17 protein-coding genes and 1 tRNA gene are annotated in these 19,728 nt (G+C 44.9%); 14 read left to right on the top strand and 4 right to left on the bottom strand.

What is annotated here, in order from left to right:
- Window positions 1–18 precede the first annotated feature (18 nt).
- The 5 genes from DCO17_RS04945 to DCO17_RS04965 all read left to right on the top strand — a co-directional run bounded on the left by DCO17_RS04945 (window position 19) and on the right by DCO17_RS04965 (window position 7,590).
- On the top strand, window positions 19–1,902 hold the full coding sequence (locus tag DCO17_RS04945) for a propionate--CoA ligase (protein ID WP_173955672.1): 1,884 nt from the start codon (window positions 19–21) through the stop codon (window positions 1,900–1,902).
- A 232-nt stretch (window positions 1,903–2,134) separates the two neighbouring features.
- A complete protein-coding gene (carA, locus tag DCO17_RS04950) occupies window positions 2,135–3,322 on the top strand; it encodes a glutamine-hydrolyzing carbamoyl-phosphate synthase small subunit (RefSeq protein WP_173956710.1) in 1,188 nt (395 codons plus the stop codon).
- Entirely contained in the window at window positions 3,322–6,585 is a 3,264-nt protein-coding gene (carB, locus tag DCO17_RS04955; protein WP_173955673.1) for a carbamoyl-phosphate synthase large subunit, read from the top strand. The genes carA and carB overlap by 1 nt, the downstream gene beginning before the upstream one ends.
- 55 nt (window positions 6,586–6,640) lie before the next feature.
- Window positions 6,641–7,117: a transcription elongation factor GreA gene (gene greA / locus DCO17_RS04960; protein WP_173955674.1), complete on the top strand. Its 477-nt coding sequence runs from the start codon at window positions 6,641–6,643 to the stop codon at window positions 7,115–7,117.
- Window positions 7,117–7,590, top strand: coding sequence for a DUF4149 domain-containing protein (locus tag DCO17_RS04965; protein ID WP_173955675.1), 474 nt, complete (start codon window positions 7,117–7,119; stop codon window positions 7,588–7,590). The genes greA and DCO17_RS04965 overlap by 1 nt, the downstream gene beginning before the upstream one ends.
- Window positions 7,591–7,615: 25 nt before the next feature.
- Here DCO17_RS04965 and DCO17_RS04970 read toward each other — a convergent pair whose 3' ends face one another.
- A complete protein-coding gene (locus tag DCO17_RS04970; RefSeq protein WP_173955676.1) occupies window positions 7,616–8,242 on the bottom strand; it encodes a YhbY family RNA-binding protein in 627 nt (208 codons plus the stop codon).
- A 127-nt stretch (window positions 8,243–8,369) separates the two neighbouring features.
- On the opposite strand from DCO17_RS04970, the gene DCO17_RS04975 reads away from it, so the two are divergent.
- The 5 genes from DCO17_RS04975 (at window position 8,370) to DCO17_RS04995 (ending at window position 14,803) form a co-directional block, all read left to right on the top strand.
- Entirely contained in the window at window positions 8,370–9,044 is a 675-nt protein-coding gene (locus DCO17_RS04975) for an RlmE family RNA methyltransferase (protein ID WP_173956711.1), read from the top strand.
- A 147-nt stretch (window positions 9,045–9,191) separates the two neighbouring features.
- Complete coding sequence (gene ftsH, locus DCO17_RS04980; protein ID WP_173955677.1) at window positions 9,192–11,069, top strand: ATP-dependent zinc metalloprotease FtsH; 1,878 nt, start codon at window positions 9,192–9,194, stop codon at window positions 11,067–11,069.
- A gap of 42 nt (window positions 11,070–11,111) precedes the next feature.
- Window positions 11,112–11,951, top strand: a complete 840-nt coding sequence (gene folP, locus DCO17_RS04985; protein ID WP_173955678.1) for a dihydropteroate synthase — start codon at window positions 11,112–11,114, stop codon at window positions 11,949–11,951.
- Window positions 11,952–11,998: 47 nt separating this feature from the next.
- The gene (gene glmM, locus DCO17_RS04990; protein ID WP_173955679.1) at window positions 11,999–13,342 is read left to right on the top strand and encodes a phosphoglucosamine mutase; all 1,344 of its coding nucleotides are present in this window, start codon (window positions 11,999–12,001) and stop codon (window positions 13,340–13,342) included.
- Window positions 13,343–13,357: 15 nt separating this feature from the next.
- On the top strand, window positions 13,358–14,803 hold the full coding sequence (locus tag DCO17_RS04995) for an alkaline phosphatase (protein WP_173955680.1): 1,446 nt from the start codon (window positions 13,358–13,360) through the stop codon (window positions 14,801–14,803).
- A 2-nt stretch (window positions 14,804–14,805) separates the two neighbouring features.
- Here DCO17_RS04995 and DCO17_RS05000 read toward each other — a convergent pair whose 3' ends face one another.
- A complete protein-coding gene (locus DCO17_RS05000) occupies window positions 14,806–16,836 on the bottom strand; it encodes a TonB-dependent receptor (protein WP_254598818.1) in 2,031 nt (676 codons plus the stop codon).
- 140 nt (window positions 16,837–16,976) lie between these two features.
- Entirely contained in the window at window positions 16,977–17,321 is a 345-nt protein-coding gene (locus DCO17_RS05005; RefSeq protein WP_217425448.1) for a hypothetical protein, read from the bottom strand.
- A gap of 84 nt (window positions 17,322–17,405) precedes the next feature.
- Between DCO17_RS05005 and DCO17_RS05010 the strand changes: the two genes are divergently transcribed.
- Window positions 17,406–17,482: transfer RNA gene (locus tag DCO17_RS05010), tRNA-Pro, on the top strand.
- Between the two features lie 328 nt (window positions 17,483–17,810).
- Here DCO17_RS05010 and DCO17_RS05015 read toward each other — a convergent pair.
- Window positions 17,811–18,044 carry a helix-turn-helix domain-containing protein gene (locus DCO17_RS05015; protein WP_173955683.1) on the bottom strand — a complete coding sequence of 78 codons (234 nt, stop codon included), beginning with the start codon at window positions 18,042–18,044 and terminating at the stop codon, window positions 17,811–17,813.
- Between the two features lie 90 nt (window positions 18,045–18,134).
- On the opposite strand from DCO17_RS05015, the gene DCO17_RS10545 reads away from it, so the two are divergent.
- Genes DCO17_RS10545 through DCO17_RS05030 form a run of 3 tightly spaced genes read left to right on the top strand, consistent with a single transcriptional unit; the run spans window position 18,135 to window position 19,294 of the window.
- Complete coding sequence (locus tag DCO17_RS10545; RefSeq protein WP_173955684.1) at window positions 18,135–18,455, top strand: hypothetical protein; 321 nt, start codon at window positions 18,135–18,137, stop codon at window positions 18,453–18,455.
- Entirely contained in the window at window positions 18,439–18,708 is a 270-nt protein-coding gene (locus DCO17_RS05025; protein ID WP_173955685.1) for a hypothetical protein, read from the top strand. Before DCO17_RS10545 ends, DCO17_RS05025 begins: the two co-directional genes overlap by 17 nt.
- A gap of 13 nt (window positions 18,709–18,721) precedes the next feature.
- Entirely contained in the window at window positions 18,722–19,294 is a 573-nt protein-coding gene (locus tag DCO17_RS05030) for a hypothetical protein (RefSeq protein ID WP_173955686.1), read from the top strand.
- Window positions 19,295–19,728: the final 434 nt, after the last annotated feature.

Genomic DNA, 19,728 nt, shown 5'->3' on the forward strand with positions numbered 1-19,728 from the left:
TTTTTGATTAGGTTGACCATGTCCTATAAAGCACACCATGAACGCTCAATTAAAGACCCAGATGGATTTTGGGGTGAGCAGGCCAAATTAATACATTGGGAAAAGCCATTCGATAAGGTTTTAAATTACGATAACCCGCCATTTGCAAAATGGTTCGAAGGTGGCCTTACAAATCTTTGCTACAACGCAGTTGATCGCCACTACACATCTAATCCTAATCAATTGGCCCTTGTAGCAGTCTCTACAGAGACCAATCAGGAGAAGGCTTATACGTTTAAAGAGCTATACGAAGAAGTAAATCGTATGGCGGCAATTTACAAAGCTAACGGCATTCAAAAGGGCGATCGCGTTCTTATCTACATGCCCATGATTGCTGAGGCCTGTTTTGCCATGCTTGCATGCGCACGTATTGGCGCCATTCACTCTGTAGTATTCGGTGGTTTTGCTTCTCATAGCCTAGCTACTCGTATCGATGATGCTAAGCCAAAGATGGTGGTGACGGCTGAAGCGGGTATGCGCGGTGGCAAAGCGGTTCCTTACAAGCCTCTATTGGACGAGGCGATCACACTGGCCACATACAAGCCTGAAAAGGTTTTAATTGTGAACCGCGGTTTGTCTGAGTTCACAACCGTGGCTGGCAGGGATTTGGATTACGCCTCTGAGCGCCAAAAACATCTTAATGATTTGGTGTCTGTAGAGTGGGTTGACGCAACTCATCCTTCTTACATTCTGTACACATCTGGGACAACTGGTAAGCCTAAGGGTGTACAGCGTGATACCGGTGGTTATGCAGTGGCCTTGATGTCAACCATGAACCACATTTTCTGTGGCAAAGCTGGCGAAACGATGTTCACTACATCTGACATTGGCTGGGTTGTTGGCCATAGCTACATTATTTATGGTCCATTGCTCAACGGCATGGCAACCATAATGTATGAAGGCACGCCTTTGCGTCCGGATGCAGGTATCTGGTGGGAGCTCGTTGCTAAATACAATGTTTCCGTCATGTTCTCTGCACCAACTGCTGTTCGTGTTCTGAAGAAACAAGATCCTGCATTCTTAACCAAGCATGATCTTTCTAGCTTGCGAGCATTGTTCTTAGCGGGAGAGCCATTGGATGAGCCAACAGCAAGCTGGATTCATGATGCGATTAAGAAGCCAATCGTGGATAACTATTGGCAAACTGAAACTGGCTGGCCAATGCTCGCGATTCAGCGCGGTGTTGAAGTTATGCCGCATAAGTTTGGATCACCAGGAGTTCCATCCTTTGGATACAACATGAAGTTGCTGGATGACGCTACTTCAGAAGAGTTAGGCGCCGATCAAAAAGGTGTGATCGCTATTGAAGGCCCATTACCTCCAGGATGTATGCAAACTGTCTGGGGCGATGACAAACGCTTCATTAGTACTTATTGGGAAACAATCCCTGGTAAGTTGATCTACTCAACATTTGACTGGGGCATTAAAGACAAAGATGGTTACTTCTTTATCTTGGGTCGCACCGATGACGTGATTAACGTTGCAGGTCACCGTCTTGGAACTCGTGAAATTGAGGAAAGCATTTCTAGCCATCCGAATATTTCCGAAGTTGCGGTTGTTGGTGTGGAAGACAAATTGAAAGGCCAGGCAGCAATTGCATTCGTGATTCCAAAAGATGCTTCAAAGGCAGAGAATTTGGAAAAAGAGTGTATGAAAACCGTTGATGGTCAATTGGGCGCCATCGCTAGACCAAGTCATGTTTATGTTGTGACTGCTTTGCCAAAAACACGATCAGGCAAGATTGTCCGCCGTGCTTTACAAGCTGTGGCTGAAGGCCGTGATCCTGGTGACATTAGCACCATGGAAGATCAAAACGTTTTGGCCCAAATTAAGACCATCATCGATCAAAGAGCAGCGGGATAGTAGGGCTTTTGATCACTCCCTAGATCTACGGTCTAGGGAGAATGGCTTGCAAAGCCTAATTGGCTGGGGATTCAAGGGCTTAGAACCCAAAACTGGTATCATTACAGGGTTCGAAACTAATTAATTACCCTAGCGCTTAAAGACACTCACCTCCCGCATATACAGCCCCGGGTTGGTCTTTTTGGGGTGTTGAGCGTCGGATGGAGCAGGGACTGGAGATAGTTTGTCACCCTTGCTTCCTTCTTTTCCTCCTGCCGTGTTGGCTTTAGCTGACGGCACTATCTTCCCCGGTTTTAGTATTGGCGCCTCTGGCGAGACTGCTGGCGAAGTTGTTTTCAATACCGCATTAACTGGTTATCAAGAAATCATTACCGATCCAAGTTATTCACGACAAATCGTGACTTTGACTTACCCCCATATTGGTAACGTAGGCATAAATGCCCAAGACGCAGAATCTGATCAAATTCATGCCGCTGGCTTGGTAATAAAAGATTTGCCTAAACGGGTATCTAACTTCCGCTCTGAAGCCAGTCTCGACAGTTACTTAGTAAATGCAGGTGTTGTCGGTATCTCTGGAATTGATACTCGCAAGCTCACCCGCATCCTGCGCGACAAAGGCGCTCAATCTGGCGCAGTTGTTGCTGGCAAATTAGGTGATAGCTATGAATCTTTATCTGCAAAGGCCTTGGAATTAGCAAAAGCCTTCCCTGGTATGGCCGGTCTGGATTTAGCCAAGGTGGTTACAACCAAGAAACCGTACGAATGGCGCGAAGCAGAATGGGAGCTTAGTGGCCCCAATGGAAAACCTGCCTATAAGTCATTGGATATATCCAAGCCCGTCAAAAAAGTGGTTGCTTACGACTTTGGCGTCAAACGTAATATTTTGCGTATGCTCACAGAGCGTGGATGCGAATTGACTGTGGTTCCAGCTCAAACCCCTGCTGGGGATGTGCTGGCAATGAACCCAGATGGCGTATTTTTCTCAAATGGCCCTGGAGATCCTGGCCCATGTGATTATGCTATCGCCGCCGCTAAAGAAATTATTGAAAAGGGTGTACCAACCTTTGGCATCTGTCTGGGTCATCAAATTATGGGATTAGCAGCTGGTGCCAAAACTTTGAAAATGAAATTTGGTCATCACGGTGCTAACCATCCCGTGAAAGATTTGGATACTGGTCGTGTTGCGATTACTTCTCAGAATCACGGTTTCGCAGTGGATGCAAACACCTTGCCAGGTAATGTGCGTGTAACCCATGTTTCTTTATTTGATGGCTCATTACAAGGTCTTGCTTGGAAAGATAAGCCTGCCCTATGTTTCCAGGGTCATCCTGAGGCCTCACCAGGCCCTCACGACATAGCTTATTTATTTGATCGATTTGTGGAGCTCATGAATGCTGCCAGCAAGAAGGAGGGCGAATAATGCCTAAGCGTAGCGACATTAAGAGCATTTTGATTATTGGTGCTGGACCAATTGTGATTGGTCAAGCATGTGAGTTTGACTATTCAGGTGCGCAAGCTTGTAAAGCATTGCGTGATGAAGGTTATAAAGTCATTTTGGTTAACAGCAACCCTGCAACCATCATGACGGATCCTGAGATGGCTGATGTAACTTACATTGAGCCAATTACTTGGGAAGTCGTTGAACGCATTATTGCAACCGAGAAGCCAGATGCGATTTTGCCAACAATGGGCGGACAAACCGCCTTGAATTGCGCGCTAGATTTACATCGCAATGGCGTATTAAAAAAATATGGCTGTGAATTGATTGGCGCCTCTCCCGAAGCGATTGATAAGGCAGAAGATCGTCAAAAGTTTAAAGATGCCATGACTAAGATTGGTCTCGGATCTGCAAAGTCTGGCATTGCGCATTCTATGGATGAAGCTCATGAAGTTCAGCAGCGCATTCAAAAGGAGACGGGTAGTTCAGGATTCCCGGTGGTTATTCGTCCCTCATTCACCATGGGTGGATCAGGCGGTGGTATTGCTTATAACCGCGAAGAGTTCGAAGAGATTTGCAAGCGCGGCCTTGACCTTTCGCCAACACGTGAACTCTTGATTGAAGAATCACTCTTGGGTTGGAAAGAGTTCGAAATGGAGGTGGTGCGCGATCGTAACGACAATTGCATCATTGTTTGCTCCATTGAAAACTTGGATCCGATGGGTGTGCATACAGGTGACTCGATTACCGTTGCCCCTGCACAGACTCTCACAGATAAAGAATATCAATTGATGCGAAATGCATCGATTGCCGTTCTGCGTGAGATTGGCGTAGATACGGGCGGTTCAAACGTTCAGTTCTCAATCAATCCAGTAGATGGACGCATGATTGTGATTGAAATGAACCCTCGTGTTTCTCGCTCATCTGCATTGGCCTCTAAAGCAACTGGGTTCCCAATCGCTAAGATTGCCGCCAAGCTTGCTGTTGGTTACACATTGGATGAATTGAAGAACGATATTACTGGTGGCGCAACACCAGCTTCATTTGAACCATCTATTGACTATGTTGTCACCAAGATTCCACGTTTCGCATTTGAGAAATTTCCTCAAGCCGATTCTCGTTTAACCACACAGATGAAGTCTGTTGGTGAAGTGATGGCAATTGGTCGCACATTTCAAGAATCCTTCCAGAAGGCCCTGCGTGGGCTTGAAGTCGGCGTAGATGGTTTGGACGAAGTCTCCACCGATCTTGATGACATCATCAATGAAATCAATGAGCCTGGTCCTGACCGTATTTGGTATCTCGCAGATGCATTCCGCATGGGAATGGGGCTCGATGAGGTCTATAGCGAAACCAAAATTGATCCTTGGTTCTTAGAGCAGATTGAAGAGCTCATCACAATTGAGGCTGAACTCAAACAGCGTAAGGTAGACGGCCTATCGGCAGCAGAGCTCCGCTTTGTGAAGCAAAGGGGATTCTCGGATAGGCGTTTAGCAAAATTACTTAGCGTTGATGCATCCTCTGTGCGTGCTATCCGTCATCGCTTAAAGGTAGTGCCTGTCTATAAGCGTGTGGATACCTGTGCCGCAGAATTCTCAACCAATACAGCCTATATGTACTCTACATATGAAGCTGAGCATGGTGAATGTGAATCACGTCCAACTGATAAGCAAAAGATTATGGTGTTGGGTGGCGGCCCTAACCGAATTGGTCAAGGTATTGAGTTTGACTATTGCTGCGTACATGCCGCATTGGCAATGCGCGATGATGGTTATGAAACCATCATGGTTAATTGCAACCCAGAAACAGTTTCTACCGACTATGACACTTCAGATCGTTTGTACTTCGAGCCTTTAACGTTGGAAGATGTGCTGGAAATCGTCGCCAAAGAAAAACCAAAGGGCGTGATCGTTCAGTATGGAGGACAAACCCCATTGAAACTCGCTTTGGATCTAGAGCGAAATGGCGTTCCAATCATCGGTACATCTCCCGACATGATTGATGCGGCAGAGGATCGCGAGCGCTTCCAGAAGCTCCTGCATGATTTAGGATTGCGTCAACCTCCAAATCGTACTGCGCGTACTGAGGATGAGGCCCTAAAGCTTGCGGAAGAGATTGGCTATCCCTTAGTTGTTCGTCCATCGTATGTTCTTGGCGGTCGAGCAATGGAAATCGTTCATGATGGTCGCGACCTAGAGCGTTATATGCGTGAGGCAGTTAAAGTCTCTCACGATTCCCCTGTCTTGCTAGATCGCTTCTTGAATGACGCGATTGAATGCGATGTCGACTGTATTAGCGATGGCGGTAAAGTCTTTATTGGCGGCGTCATGGAGCATATTGAACAAGCCGGCGTTCACTCTGGTGACTCTGCGTGTTCTTTGCCTCCGTATTCTTTATCAGACGCTACTGTTGATGAAATTAAGCGTCAAACAGCTGCAATGGCAAAGGGTCTCAATGTTGTTGGGTTGATGAACGTGCAGTTTGCGATTCAGAATGTAGATGGCAAAGACGTTATTTATGTTCTAGAAGTAAACCCACGTGCATCACGTACTGTTCCATTTGTGTCTAAAGCCACTGGTTTGCAATTAGCCAAAATTGCGGCGCGTTGCATGGTAGGCCAGTCTTTAGATAAACAGGGCATTAAGTCTGAAGTAAAGCCCCCATACTTCTCGGTCAAAGAGGCAGTATTCCCATTCAATAAGTTCCCCGGAATTGATCCCATACTCGGACCAGAGATGCGATCTACCGGTGAAGTCATGGGTGTGGGTAAAACTTTTGGCGAGGCCTTATTTAAGTCTCAGTTGGGTGCATTCATTAAGCTACCTAAGAGCGGTACCGTGTTGTTGACTGTAAAAGATAGTGATAAACCAAAAGCAGTAGAGGTTGCCAAGCTTTTGCATCAATTGGGATTCCCAATGGTCGCTACAAAAGGTACCGCTGCTGCCATTGAGGCTGCTGGGTTACCAGTGAAATTGGTCAACAAGGTAAAAGACGGGCGTCCACATATTGTGGATTTCATTAAGAATGGTGAGATTTCATTGGTGTTTACTACTGTTGATGAGACCCGTACTGCCATTGCCGACTCACGTTCAATTCGTACTAGCGCGCAAGCAAATGGTGTGACGTATTACACAACCATTAGCGCAGCTAGGGCGGTGATGGATGGATTGCTGGCATCGCAGAATGGCAACAAGGACTCTTTAGAGGTTTATTCTCTTCAGAATTTACATGGAACGCTTATTTAATCTAAAATTAATTATCTAGGCGAGTTTTGCGCCTTTTTTAAGTTAGGTTAGTAGCATGAGCACAATTCCAATTACTAAACGTGGTGCAGAACTCCTAAAAGAGGAGTTGCACCATCTTAAGCATGTAGAGCGTCCTGCAGTTATTAATGCAATTGCCGAAGCGCGCGCTCAGGGAGATCTCTCAGAGAACGCCGAGTATGATGCCGCCAAAGAAAAGCAAGGCTTTATCGAAGGCCGCATTCAAGAGTTAGAGGGCAAGTTGTCAGCCGCTCAGATTATTGATCCTGCATCTCTAGATGTTTCTGGTCGTGTTGTCTTTGGCGCCACCGTAGATCTGGAGGATCTTGAGGATGGTACTAAATTTACCTATCAAATTGTTGGTGATGATGAGGCAGATATTGCCGCAAATAAAATTTCAATTAGCTCACCAATCGCCCGCGCTTTAATTAGCAAGGAAGAGGGTGATGTTGTGGCAGTTCAAGCCCCCGGCGGTAATCGCGAAGTTGAAATCCTAGCCGTTAAATACATCTAATGTCTCAAACCAAAATCCAGCGATTATTTACTGTAATTTCTGGACTTTGGGTTGGCGGTTTTATTGCGATTGGATTTTTGGTTGTTCCCATTCTGTTTACTACGCTTGGGGATCGACAGGTTGCGGGAGTTATTGCTGCCAACCTATTTAAGATAAACGCATACATTGGTGTAGGGGTTTGTAGCCTTTTAATGCTAGTCGCCAATCATGTGGTCAATCTTGGTAACGGATCCTATCGACAAATCCGCTGGATTCTATTGTTGATGCTGGTGTGTGCTGTAGCAGCTGCATTCATCATCATTCCTTGGATGAATGCATTACGAGACCAGGCTCTGCAATTGGGTATATCCATTCGCGATACAAGCAACGCCAAACTATTTGGACTATTGCATATGGTATCGAGTGTAGTTTTTATCATCCAATCAATCCTAGGGATTGTATTGGTATGGTGGTCAACAAAAAACGCCGACTAGCGACGTTTGTTTATATTTTTCGTTATTAAGAGCCCAGCGATTTTTTCTTATTGCTGCTCATGCGCACCTTACGTTTTTTAATAGGCGCTGGAGCGGGAGTTGCTTTGCGGTAGCCCGGTGAAGACCAGCCAATTTTTGACTCGGCAGCCTCTGAGCGCAAAACTCGTTTTTTGGGTGTTGATGACTTAGCAGCAGCCGCGCGTTCAAATGGAGATTTAGATGAGACCGAACGTCGATCTGACCTCTCGGAGCTGCTGGTACGCACTCCGGCTTTAGAACTGGTGCGATTGGGTTGACGTTTAGTGCGTGGGTCTTGCAATGACTTCTTGGTCTGCTTGCTTGAGCGGCCAAGATTTGCATAAGCCTCGTCAACGACATCTTTAGGCTTCCAGAGTACAAGCAGTTTGCCGATGTGCTGCACAGGAGCGGCATCGAGCTTGTCGCACAGTTCCTCATATATTGCGATACGTGCTTCACGATCATCACCAAATACGCGGATCTTAATTAGTCCGTGGTGATTAATAGCGGATTTCGCTTCTTTAATTACGGCCGTTGTCAAACCGTCACCACCAACCATTACCACGGGGTTTAGACCATGGGCATCTGCTTTTAGAGATTTGCGTTGTGCTGGGGTAATCGTAAGTGCTGTCATGGGCTCGATGATAGAGCATTGAGTCTAAATAAGCCCTGTTATGAGCAAAATTCAAGGTATTTATTGCGATTCTTTTTGCTTTAGAGCATGGAAACAAGGAAAATATGGCCTTGAAAGCGATTATGTTGTGGCAAAGAATAAATTTAATAAAAGCTGGTTACAAGACCATTTAACTGACCCATATGTGAAGATGGCCCAAAAAGAGGGTTATCGCGCTAGAGCGGTTTACAAGCTAAGCGAGATTGATGAGGAAGATCACCTCATTAAAGCTGGCATGACAATTGTGGATCTGGGTAGCGCGCCTGGTAGTTGGTCGCAATATGTGCGCAATCGTTTAACTGAGCTTGGCAAAAGCAATCCTGCGATTGAGTCTGGCAAGCCTGATGGCCAGATTATTGCGATTGATATTTTGCCCATGGAAGAGATTGCCGATGTGAATTTCATACAGGCAGATTTTCGTGAAGATGAAGGTCTTGCTGCTCTTGAGGCATTGCTACCTAAATCAGCTGATGGGAAGGTTGATTTAGTTCTCTCCGATATGGCGCCTAACTTGTCTGGTGTTGGAGTGGCAGATGCGGCAAGAATGGCTTTTTTGGCGGAGATCGCCTTGGACTTTGCTGTTGCTCATCTAAGGCCTGAAGGAGCGTTATTGATCAAATGCTTTAACGGCAGTGGTTACAGCCAAATCGTGGAGTCCTTTAAAAAGGTCTTCAAATCGGTATCCTCCAGAAAGCCCAAGGCTTCAAGAGCTCGATCCTCGGAAATATTCCTTTTGGGTCGAAATCTAAAGCCGCCTAAATAAGTCTATAAATTCGGCAAATAACCCCCTGATTTACATGGGTTTACTAAATAAATCTCCCTAAAGCCCTTGAAAAAGGCTGGTAGTAGAATCAAATACTTAGGTAGCGATTCGCTTTAACTCCTGGATCAATCCAGAAAAGGACTCATTTTGAACAGCAATATGTTTCAAAAAATCGGTGTGTGGCTCATTGTGGGCTTGGTTTTATTTACTGTTTTTAAACAGTTTGATAAGCCCAAGGACCAAAACCAAGTCACGTATTCCCAATTTATGGATGACGCTAAGGCAGGTAAGGTAAAGCGCGTTGATGTCCAGGGTCGCACGTTACAAGTAACACCTGCTGACGGCAATAAGTATTCCATCATCTCTCCAGGCGACATCTGGATGGTTGGTGATTTGATGAAGTACGGTGTACAGGTTACCGGTAAGGCAGAAGATGAGCCCAATATGCTGGTTTCTGCTTTGTACTACCTTGGGCCAACATTGTTGATTATTGGTTTCTGGTTTTTCATGATGCGCCAGATGCAGGGTGGTGGCAAGGGCGGAGCATTTTCTTTTGGTAAATCAAAAGCGCGCTTGATTGATGAGAATAGCAACACTGTGACCTTTGCTGATGTTGCAGGCTGCGATGAAGCAAAAGAAGAAGTTTTTGAACTGGTCGACTTCTTAAAAGACCCGCAAAAGTTTCAGAAGCTTGGCGGACGCATTCCACATGGCGTACTCCTTGTAGGGCCTCCAGGTACTGGTAAAACCCTTTTGGCTCGTGCGATTGCTGGTGAAGCAAAAGTTCCATTCTTCTCGATTTCTGGTTCAGATTTCGTAGAAATGTTTGTGGGTGTTGGCGCATCTCGCGTACGCGATATGTTTGAAAACGCCAAGAAGAATTCACCATGCATCATCTTTATTGATGAGATTGACGCAGTTGGCCGTCATCGTGGTGCAGGTATGGGCGGTGGTAATGATGAGCGTGAGCAAACCCTCAACCAAATGTTGGTTGAGATGGATGGTTTTGAAAGCAATAGTGGCGTTATCGTTGTTGCTGCAACTAACCGTTCAGATGTTTTAGATAGAGCTTTATTACGTCCCGGTCGATTTGATAGACAGGTTCACGTTGGCTTGCCTGATATTCGTGGTCGCGAACAAATTCTTCAAGTGCATATGCGCAAAGTTCCAATCGATCCTGATGTTAATGCGGCGGTGTTGGCTCGTGGTACACCAGGCTTCTCGGGCGCTGATTTGGCTAATCTTGTAAATGAAGCCGCCTTGTTTGCTGCGCGTCGCAATAAGCGATCTGTGGACATGAAAGACTTTGAGGATGCCAAGGATAAGATTTACATGGGCCCTGAGCGTAAGTCAGCTGTAATGCGTGAAGAAGAACGTCGAAATACGGCCTATCACGAGTCTGGACACGCTGTTGTTGCCAAGGTTCTGCCAAAGGCCGATCCTGTTCATAAAGTGACCATCATGCCTCGTGGCATGGCTCTTGGCGTGACTTGGCAATTGCCTGAGCACGATCGCGTAAATCTTTATAAAGATCGCATGTTAGAGGAGTTGGCAATTCTTTTTGGTGGCCGTGCTGCCGAAGAGGTCTTCCTCAATTCAATGAGCACGGGTGCCTCGAATGACTTTGAGCGCGCTACTAAAATGGCGCGTGATATGGTTACTCGCTACGGCATGAGTGATAGCCTTGGCACCATGGTTTATGTTGATACTGAATCAGAAAGTATTTTTGGTCGGAATAGCACTAAGACAGTTTCTGAGCTCACTCAGCAAAAGGTTGATGCTGAGATACGCACTTTAATTGATAGTCAGTATGCGTTGGCCAAATCTATTTTGGAGCAGAATCGCGATAAGGTTGAAGCAATGGTTGCCGCTCTGCTTGAGTGGGAAACAATTGATGCTGAGCAGATCACCGACATCATGGAAGGTCGTCCACCTAGAGCGCCTAAACCACCTCCAGCTACGCAATTCGGCAACTCTGCTGGAACAACTGGTCCAGCAGCTGGCAGTGCTCCAGCAACAGCCTAAGACTTCTATTAGTCTGTGACAGGCAAAAGAGGTAGAAAAGACATGCCCACAACTTGGCGTTGTGGGCGTTTCCTTTTTGACTTCTCGAAACACAAACGTCCTATTGTGATGGGCATATTAAATGCCACGCCCGATTCATTTTCAGATGGTGGTAAGTTTCGCTCAGCAAAAGATGCAATCGCTATGGCTGAAGTAATGATTGCTGCTGGAGTGGATTTGATAGACATCGGAGGAGAATCTACACGGCCGGGTGCCGAACCAGTCTCATTGCAAGAAGAACTCGATCGCGTGCTTCCAGTAATAGAGGGTTTAAAGGATTGTGGCGTTCCCTTGTCAATCGACACCTATAAAGCAGAAACTATGCGGCAAGCCCTTCATGCTGGTGTGGATTGTGTGAATGACATTTGGGCATTACGCCAGAAGGGTGCAGTTGATGCCGTTCTTGAGAATTCTAATTGCGGAATAGTCTTGATGCATATGCAACGCGATCCGCTCACGATGCAATTTAATCCTGAATATCAGAATGTTGTATTCGAGGTGATGCAGTTTTTGGAAGAGCGTGCAAATCTTTTGATAAATAAAGGCATTGATCACGATAGGATTGCATTAGATCCAGGATTCGGTTTTGGTAAAAGCCTTGAACATAATCTAGAAATGCTTGCTAAGTTTGATTGTTTCTCAGAGGTAGGGTATCCAGTGCTTGCTGGAATCTCGAGAAAATCAATGCTTGGCAAGATCACCAACAAGGAGGCAGATCAACGTCTTGCGCCAAGTATTGCTGCGTCAATAATGGCTGCAGATCGAGGAGCCAGAATCGTTCGGGTGCATGATGTGGCCGAAACCATCGATGCCTTGAAGCTTTGGGAAGCCGTAAATACATAGGATTTTTACTTTCTACTGAATCTACCAAAGTTTTATAATCAATCCATATGAAAAAACAATACTTTGGAACTGACGGCATTCGAGGTGAGGTAGGCAAATTTCCGATTGTTCCGGAGTTTATGACCCGTCTTGGCTATGCTGCTGGCAAAGTGTTAAGCAAGGATGCGAAATCCGGTGAGCGCTGCAAGGTGCTTATTGGTAAAGATACACGAGTATCCGGCTATCTCTTAGAAGCAGCTCTAGAAGCGGGGTTCGCTGCTGCAGGTGTCGATGTGATGTTATGCGGACCAATCCCAACCCCAGGCGTTGCATACCTGACAAAAGCTTTGCGTTTATCGGCTGGCATTGTGATTTCAGCATCACACAATCCATATCAAGATAATGGCATCAAATTTTTCTCGGCTAATGGCGATAAATTATCCGATGATTTTGAATTAGCAATTGAAGCTGAACTGGAAAAACCTATGGGTTGCGTTAGCTCAAAAGAGTTGGGCAAGGCATTTAGATTGGATGATGCTGCTGGACGCTATATTGAGTTTTGCAAATCTACATTTCCGGGCGATCTCAATTTAAAGGGATTAAAACTGGTTGTGGATTGTGCAAATGGCGCTGCATATCACACGGCGCCCCATGTTTTTCATGAGCTCGGGGCGGAAGTAGTATCGATTGGCGTTAATCCAGACGGTCGAAATATTAACGATGGCTGTGGTGCCACATCGCCTGAAGCCCTCATAGCTAAAGTTAAGGAAGTCAAGGCGGACCTGGGCATTGCGCTTGATGGCGATGCAGATCGTTTACAAATGGTTGATGCATCCGGACGATTATTTAATGGTGATGAGCTTCTATACGTACTGGTTAAGGACCGTTTAGATCGCGGACAAAAATTAGGTGGTGCAGTTGGCACGCTAATGACTAATCTAGCTGTTGAAAATGCCATTAAAGGTTTAGGTATTGGTTTTGAACGAGCAAACGTAGGTGATCGCTATGTGCTTGAGTTACTAAAGCAGAAGGGTTGGCTCATCGGTGGCGAAGGTTCTGGTCACTTGCTTTGTTTAGATCAGCACTCTACTGGTGATGGCACGATAGCTGCGCTACAAGTTTTGGCGGCCATGAGTCACAATAAAAAAAGTCTGTCCCAATTATTGGATGCTGTGAAGATTTTTCCTCAAGTACTTTTGAATGTGAAATTCAAGACCGGCTATAACTGGAAAACAGACGAAGCTTTAAGTAAGCAGATTCAGTTGGTTGAAAAAGAGCTTCAGGATAGTGGCAGGGTGCTGATCAGAGCTTCTGGGACAGAACCACTGCTTCGCGTCATGGTCGAGACTAAAGATGCCAATGTTGCAATGAGAACAGCCAAAAGCATCGCAGATTTAGTCCCTACTGCATAAATAGGGGATCTACCGATGTTTTATAAGCTGGCAATAATGAAGTTCAGAGTCATTGCTGGTTTGTTTTTCGCCTTAGCGCTACTGAACTCGCCGATTGGCCTGGCTCAAACTCAAAAGCAGCATCCTGAAAATATCATTATTTTGTTTGCTGATGGCACTACTAGTAGTCAATATGAGTTTGGCCGGTATTCAAGTCAGCTTTTGCGCCAACAACCTTTTGCCATTACAGATGTTGTGATGACAAAAGGAAATTTCCAGTTGATGAAGACAGAATCTGCAAATTATTTTGTGACAGATTCTGCGGCTGCTGCATCAGCAATGTCTACTGGTCAGAAGGTAAATAATGGCGCGATTTCAGTAACGCCTGATGGCAAGTCTCCTGTGACACTGATGAAGTACGCTAAAGCTAGCGGCAAGCGCATTGGCCTCATCAGTACCGCACCAGTTTATGACGCTAGTCCTGCAGCTTTTAGTGTGCATGCAAAGTCAAGGCGCGATAGTGAATCCATCGTGAACCAGTACTTGCAACTAGAGCCTGATGTCTTAATGGGTGGCGGCGCAGACTTTTTTCTTCCAACCACTATTAAGGGTGGAAAGAGGCTAGATGGGAAAAATATCATTCAAGCTTTTCAGGATCGAGGCTTTCAATATATTGATTCTTCAGATGATCTGAGCAATCTAAGCAAGCCAAAGGTGCTAGGGCTGTTTGCCAATGAAGATATTGACTACGAAATTGAACGAAATCCCAAAGAGGCGCCCAGCCTATCGCAAATGTTGGATATCGGATTGCGCGCCCTTGAACAAAAGACAAGCCCCAACAAAGGTTTTGTACTTTTTATTGAAAATGAAAACACAGACTCCGCTGGACACAATAATGACGTAGCCTCACTAATGCGTGATCTCTGGGCGTTTGATGATGCAGTCAAGATTGCATTGGATTTTCAGAGGCGCAACCCCAACACCTTAATCATCGTTACTGGTGATCATGAAACAGGCGGGTTTTCTCCCACCTATGGACGTAAAAACCTTGGTCCTGCAGGTAATGCTAACTATCTGAATGTGGATATGGAGCAATTAAAGCTTATTGAACAATTCAAGATGTCTTTAAATGAATTTTCAATGCAATTTAAGGCCAAGATAAAACAGGGTGCTAGTAAGGCTGAGTTGAATGATTTTCTCAACACATTGCTTGCGGAAAATTTTCCTGGGCTGAATCTAGACGAAGATCTCCGAGAGAAAATAACCGGTCAAGGTCAGTTGTATCCGAACTCAAACTATTTACCAGCAAATATTCTTGGTTTGGCAATAGCGCGTCAAACGGGTTTTTATTGGGGCACCTCTGGTCATACTCCATCTCCAATTACGGTGGCGGCTATAGGTCCAGGATCAAATATGTTCAAGGGGTATGACGACAATACTAGTTTTGCCTTAAAGCTACGACGCCTTATTGCTGGCAAGTGATCTCAAAAAGCAGCGCGTACGCCCACCATTAAACTCCTACCGGGTTGTGGTGCATAGAGTCGAACCGCCATCGGTGATGTTGCGTATCGAATATCTTGATTCAATAAGTTCTTCAGCGCCAAGTAGCCAGTCCAATTGATTTTCCCAATTCGCTCAGTGTAGGAAAGATTTGCATTTACCAGGTTATAACTTGGTGTTGGTCCGATTTCCCAATTCGCTAAACGGTTTTGTTGATAACTGTAGATATAGGTTGCACTGCTCAGCCATCCATTGCGTTGGTAAGCCATTTCAGCGCCTAAGCGTGGAGCCGGTTGTAGAGGTAAATTTCCGCCAGCATTAAAACTGCCTTGCGATACATCTCCAAAAATACGACTACCAATTCCTGTTTGGTTCCAGTTGTAAGATAGCTCGCCTTCTGCGCCCCTGATATTGGCATTGGCTTGTGATGCTTGAACAACAGAAAAGTTATCGTTTGCCGTGCTGTATGAGCCAGTGTAGAAGCCATATATATAGTTAGTGAATTGATTGCGATACAGACTTACTTTGCTGCGAATATCGCCTAAAGTTTTCTGGAAGCTGAGTTCAATATTGTGAGAAGTTTCAGTACCTAGATTTGAGTTGCCTATATCAAAGGTTGCTGTCGAGTCGTGGGGCCCATATGAATATAGCTCTTGTGGAGTTGGCGCTCTTTGAGAAACGGTGTAAGCCAGTCCAAGACCGTAGCCCTTGGCAAGGTCGTATATTCCTCCCGCTGAATACGAAAACAAATTGAACTGTCGGTTCTGAATAATTGGTGGGCCATAGGTGTTTGGTACAAATTTTTGTGATTCTGGGCTTGGAAATTGGGTTGCCGAGTTAGGATTTTGTGCTGCATAACTGTAGCGTGCTCCTAAACTGGTTTTCAGGTCACCATAGCGACCTTCTTCAACTAAAAATAGAGCGCTTGCATTAGATTTTGTTTGTGGCACGATGGCATAGTTATTTGTAGCTAAATCAATCGCATTTAGTGTCGCACCAGTCACTTGAGCGCCAATTACACCGTTAGATCCAAGCCACTGTTTGTGTGCTAATTCCAATCGAGCTTCCGTGGCAGTGTTATTCCATTGTGTAGATGCAATACCATTATTGGTAAATTCAGTATGCTGATAATTCGTGTTGGCTGCGCTGAGCTTTAGGGAGCTAAAACCATCAAATGGGTTATTCGTTTGATGCGCTAGGTCATATCGGTTTTGGGACTGCTGAATAAATCCATCCTCGGCAGTAGGTATGCCGTAGTTGTGATTCATTCTCTCTAATGAAACCCCGGTATAGCCATCATTTCGAATGTATGAAGCGCCAAGTCCCAGGCTATTTTGATTGCTAAATGAAAACGGCAGTTTTCCACTGTACGGAACGTTTACCGGATTGCCTGGATTAATTGCCCAATTTGCATTAGGACCGCCTTGTTCTGCGTATCCAGGAATTTGATAATTGTTTGAGTTGTTGATAGTTGAATCCAGATGCAGAGCTAAGGGGCCAACTGGTCCATCTAATTCAATATTGCCGGTTTTTCCTTGATTTACAGTTTCATAGCTTGCATTCATTGCTCCAGATAATGCATCGGGTAATGTGGTTACGATGCGATCATTCAAGACATTCACTAAGCCGCCACTAGAGCCAGAACCATACATTAATGCAGCTGCGCCGCGTAGTATTTCAATCTGATGTGTGTTTTGCATCGGGTTGGCTACAGCGTGATCTGGTGAAACACTAGACACATCGCCTACCGAGAGACCATTTTGTAAGATTTGCACGCGCGCACCTTCAAGCCCTCGAATCACTGGTCTTGATGCGCCAGATCCATAGCCAGTAGCTGAGACTCCTAGTTCATTTGCGAGGGTTGAGCCCAGAGTATTGCCAAGCTTATTTTGTAGCTCATCTCCTGCAATTACCTTGTTCGGCGACAAAAACCCCTGACCATCATCGCGTGAGCCACTGACATTAATCTGCAATGCTGTATCCAGATCATTTTGTGACCATGCATTCGCACTCATCAAGGAGGATGTAATTAGCGAGATTGCAATAAGAAAAGAACGGTAATACTGAAAATACATACTTCATCCATATTCGTCGGTGAATTGACGATTAATAAACAATCAAATCCAGAATGAATAATCTGGATTGAACTTAACGTTTAAATAATGAGAGAAGGGGGTGCTTGAGATTGATATGCAATCAAAGAGGGTGCATCTACCTGTTCCGCTTTTCCCTGATGGCTGATGGATTGATTGTGGTTTGCTAAAGGTGCTGAAGAAAAACTAGGTGGGATACAACCAGCCAGCGTTAAGGCATCAAATAGATGACAGACATCCGAGCTATGAGAAGCGGTGGATATACTCGCAACAGCAGCGCTCTCGCAAACTGTTTGTTTTGCGAAGCCCAAATGAGAGACGCCATGATTGAGGCCTACCCAGCGTGTTCCCAACATGCAAAATGCCAGCAGTACCACCATAAGCACGGCGTGTACTTGCTTATTCAATTTGCTGGAAAAATGGGCAACCATCTGCCGAATATTACAGGATTTGCCTGAAATAGCCCTGTCGGTGTAGAATATTGATTCCGTCGGAGTGTAGCGCAGCCTGGTAGCGCACCTGCTTTGGGAGCAGGGGGTCCAAGGTTCGAATCCTTGTACTCCGACCATTTTCTCTATTTAGTTCTGATATAGACCCAGCCAATATCTGCCCATAGCTCAGCTGGATAGAGCAACGGCCTTCTAAGCCGATAAATCGGCATGAAGGCATAACTCCATAAAACCTTAAAGCGTCAGAAATCCTTAATTACAAGCGTCTATATGGGTTTTTGCTATTTAACCGCATCTTGCGCCTGATGAGATTTATACAGTAAATCTTGACCAATTTGTAAGAATCCTGACCAGATCCTGACCAAAAGGTAATCAAGTTGGGCATGAGGTCTAACGGTGCGTGCCCCATTCGCCTCCCTCCACCAAAAAAAATCAGCTTTTGGGTTGTTACAGCTCTTTTTCTACAAGCTGAATGAATTTAGCCATAGTTAAGTCAAAAACGGCTGCCAGCTTCTGTATTGTTGCTAAAGAGGCTTGTTTCTCGCCAAGCTCTAGTGAGCTAATAAAAGTTCTGCGTAGACCAGCCTCAAATCCCAGTTGTTCTTGCGTAAGTTTTTTGGATTGCCTAAGTCTTCTAAGGGCTATCCCAAATGCAGCGTCTAGATCGGTTGATTTCCCCATATAACTGGGGATTGTTCGTTTTTGACACCCTAAAGTCTTCCCACTATAGTAGGAATTAGTGCCAAGTCTAATAACTATCTAGGGGTAAGCATGAAACATTTGCTGGCTTTCATCATCTTTTGCATTGCTTTTGGTACGGCTTTTGCTGATACCTATGTAAACGGGTATTACAAAAAGGATGGAACTTATGTGAATGGGTACACTCGATCCTCTCCCGATTCAACAAACTGGAATAACTACTCAACACAAGGCAATTCAAACCCCTATACAGGGGGCGAGGGGACGAGAGCTAGAGATTATTCATCTGAGGCTCAGAGCTATGGCGGTGGCAGACCTATTTACACAGGTCCTCAGGGAGGTCAGTACTATATAAACGACAACGGAAACAAAGTATATGTCCCGAAGCATTAGTTTTGTTCTAACTGTATTGTTAACAGGTTGTGCCTCTTACTGGACACATTCAGATAAAAATCGCCTAAGTTATTTTCAACAAGATGTAGCGGATTGTCAGGTTTATGCAAATAATGCGACTTATGGGCAAAGATCGCCTCCAGTGGGGAATATGGCTGGCGCTATGTCCTCTGCAATGTTGATGTCAATGAATCGTGATTCGTATGTTGAGCAATGCTTAAGGGCTAAGGGTTACTATCAAACTTCCGAATGACCATCGCATCAAGATGATAAAGATCCTTCTTTTATGGTGCGTCCTCGTTTTAATTGGATGCTCTTCCATATCCAATCCTGGGAGTCTTGCTGATGATATTGGCATTCAAAATAACTATGGAAAGCCTGTATTTTTTTCAAGATGCTTATACGCAGTAGCGCCTATAGAAGATACTTCCTATAAATTCAACCGTGGGTTATGCGCAATATATTCTTCGCAAAAATTTATTTTTTTAGGTGAGGCTAGAAGAATTTTGGGAGTTTGGGAGACAGTTCCTCAAAGCACTACCCCTCAAGAATATTCTATGAGCGAATGTAAGTCAGTTGCACTCGCAAAACCCAACTGGCTTGGTGTCAAGCAATTCCAGTGCTCTCTAAAACAATCCAAGACTGTTGATAGCTTATATAAAATTTCTGTGATGATGCGACCAGATAGCGATATGCCAATTGGTTTTTCAAATGATAAGACGCAAATTTACTTTGAAAAATTTCTTAACGCTGGGGTTGCTCAAGGAAAAGAGTCTGAATATGTAAACATATACAACGAAGATAATGGGTACTACTATATTCCAAGTTATGGCAAGTAAATAATCTGGGTCTTAGATTGGTTTTGAGTATTGCAGAAATTTCGTTATGGTTGAGGGCTCACCAAAGGCGTCTCAGGTTTGATGAGGCGATACCCTCTATGTCAAAAGTAGCCGAAAGGTCTGGAATTTCTCGGCAAACTCTTTATGCAATATTAAGGGGTGAGCGAAGTGAGTTTGGGGAAGTGGCTCAAATACGGATTAGTAGGGTAATTAGTCAAATATCATCTGATCCGAGTTACCAGCACTCTAGAGTAGCTAGGGTTGAATTAACGGGTGCTACACCAAGAATCAGATTTGGTCTGTAAGGGAAGGTTTGTAGCCGTACCACTCACCGTCCTCTTTAAATTTTGATAAAACGGGTGTACTGGTAAATCAATCTATCTGGTAATACTTAAATAACTGGTAAATCTGGATAAACAGCAATAACCAGATCT

The organism is Polynucleobacter tropicus (assembly GCF_013307225.1).
GTDB lineage: Bacteria > Pseudomonadota > Gammaproteobacteria > Burkholderiales > Burkholderiaceae > Polynucleobacter > Polynucleobacter tropicus.

Bases quoted from the DNA above. Each gene is read 5' to 3' on its own strand.
- DCO17_RS04945 (WP_173955672.1), top strand. From the start codon at position 19: ATGTCCTATAAAGCACACCATGAACGCTCAATTAAAGACCCAGATGGA.
- carB (WP_173955673.1), top strand. From the start codon at position 3,322: ATGCCTAAGCGTAGCGACATTAAGAGCATTTTGATTATTGGTGCTGGA.
- greA (WP_173955674.1), top strand. From the start codon at position 6,641: ATGAGCACAATTCCAATTACTAAACGTGGTGCAGAACTCCTAAAAGAG.
- DCO17_RS04965 (WP_173955675.1), top strand. From the start codon at position 7,117: ATGTCTCAAACCAAAATCCAGCGATTATTTACTGTAATTTCTGGACTT.
- DCO17_RS04970 (WP_173955676.1), bottom strand. From the start codon at position 8,242: ATGACAGCACTTACGATTACCCCAGCACAACGCAAATCTCTAAAAGCA.
- folP (WP_173955678.1), top strand. From the start codon at position 11,112: ATGCCCACAACTTGGCGTTGTGGGCGTTTCCTTTTTGACTTCTCGAAA.
- glmM (WP_173955679.1), top strand. From the start codon at position 11,999: ATGAAAAAACAATACTTTGGAACTGACGGCATTCGAGGTGAGGTAGGC.
- DCO17_RS04995 (WP_173955680.1), top strand. From the start codon at position 13,358: ATGTTTTATAAGCTGGCAATAATGAAGTTCAGAGTCATTGCTGGTTTG.
- DCO17_RS05000 (WP_254598818.1), bottom strand. From the start codon at position 16,836: ATGAGTGCGAATGCATGGTCACAAAATGATCTGGATACAGCATTGCAG.
- DCO17_RS05015 (WP_173955683.1), bottom strand. From the start codon at position 18,044: ATGGGGAAATCAACCGATCTAGACGCTGCATTTGGGATAGCCCTTAGA.
- DCO17_RS10545 (WP_173955684.1), top strand. From the start codon at position 18,135: ATGAAACATTTGCTGGCTTTCATCATCTTTTGCATTGCTTTTGGTACG.
- DCO17_RS05025 (WP_173955685.1), top strand. From the start codon at position 18,439: ATGTCCCGAAGCATTAGTTTTGTTCTAACTGTATTGTTAACAGGTTGT.
- DCO17_RS05030 (WP_173955686.1), top strand. From the start codon at position 18,722: ATGATAAAGATCCTTCTTTTATGGTGCGTCCTCGTTTTAATTGGATGC.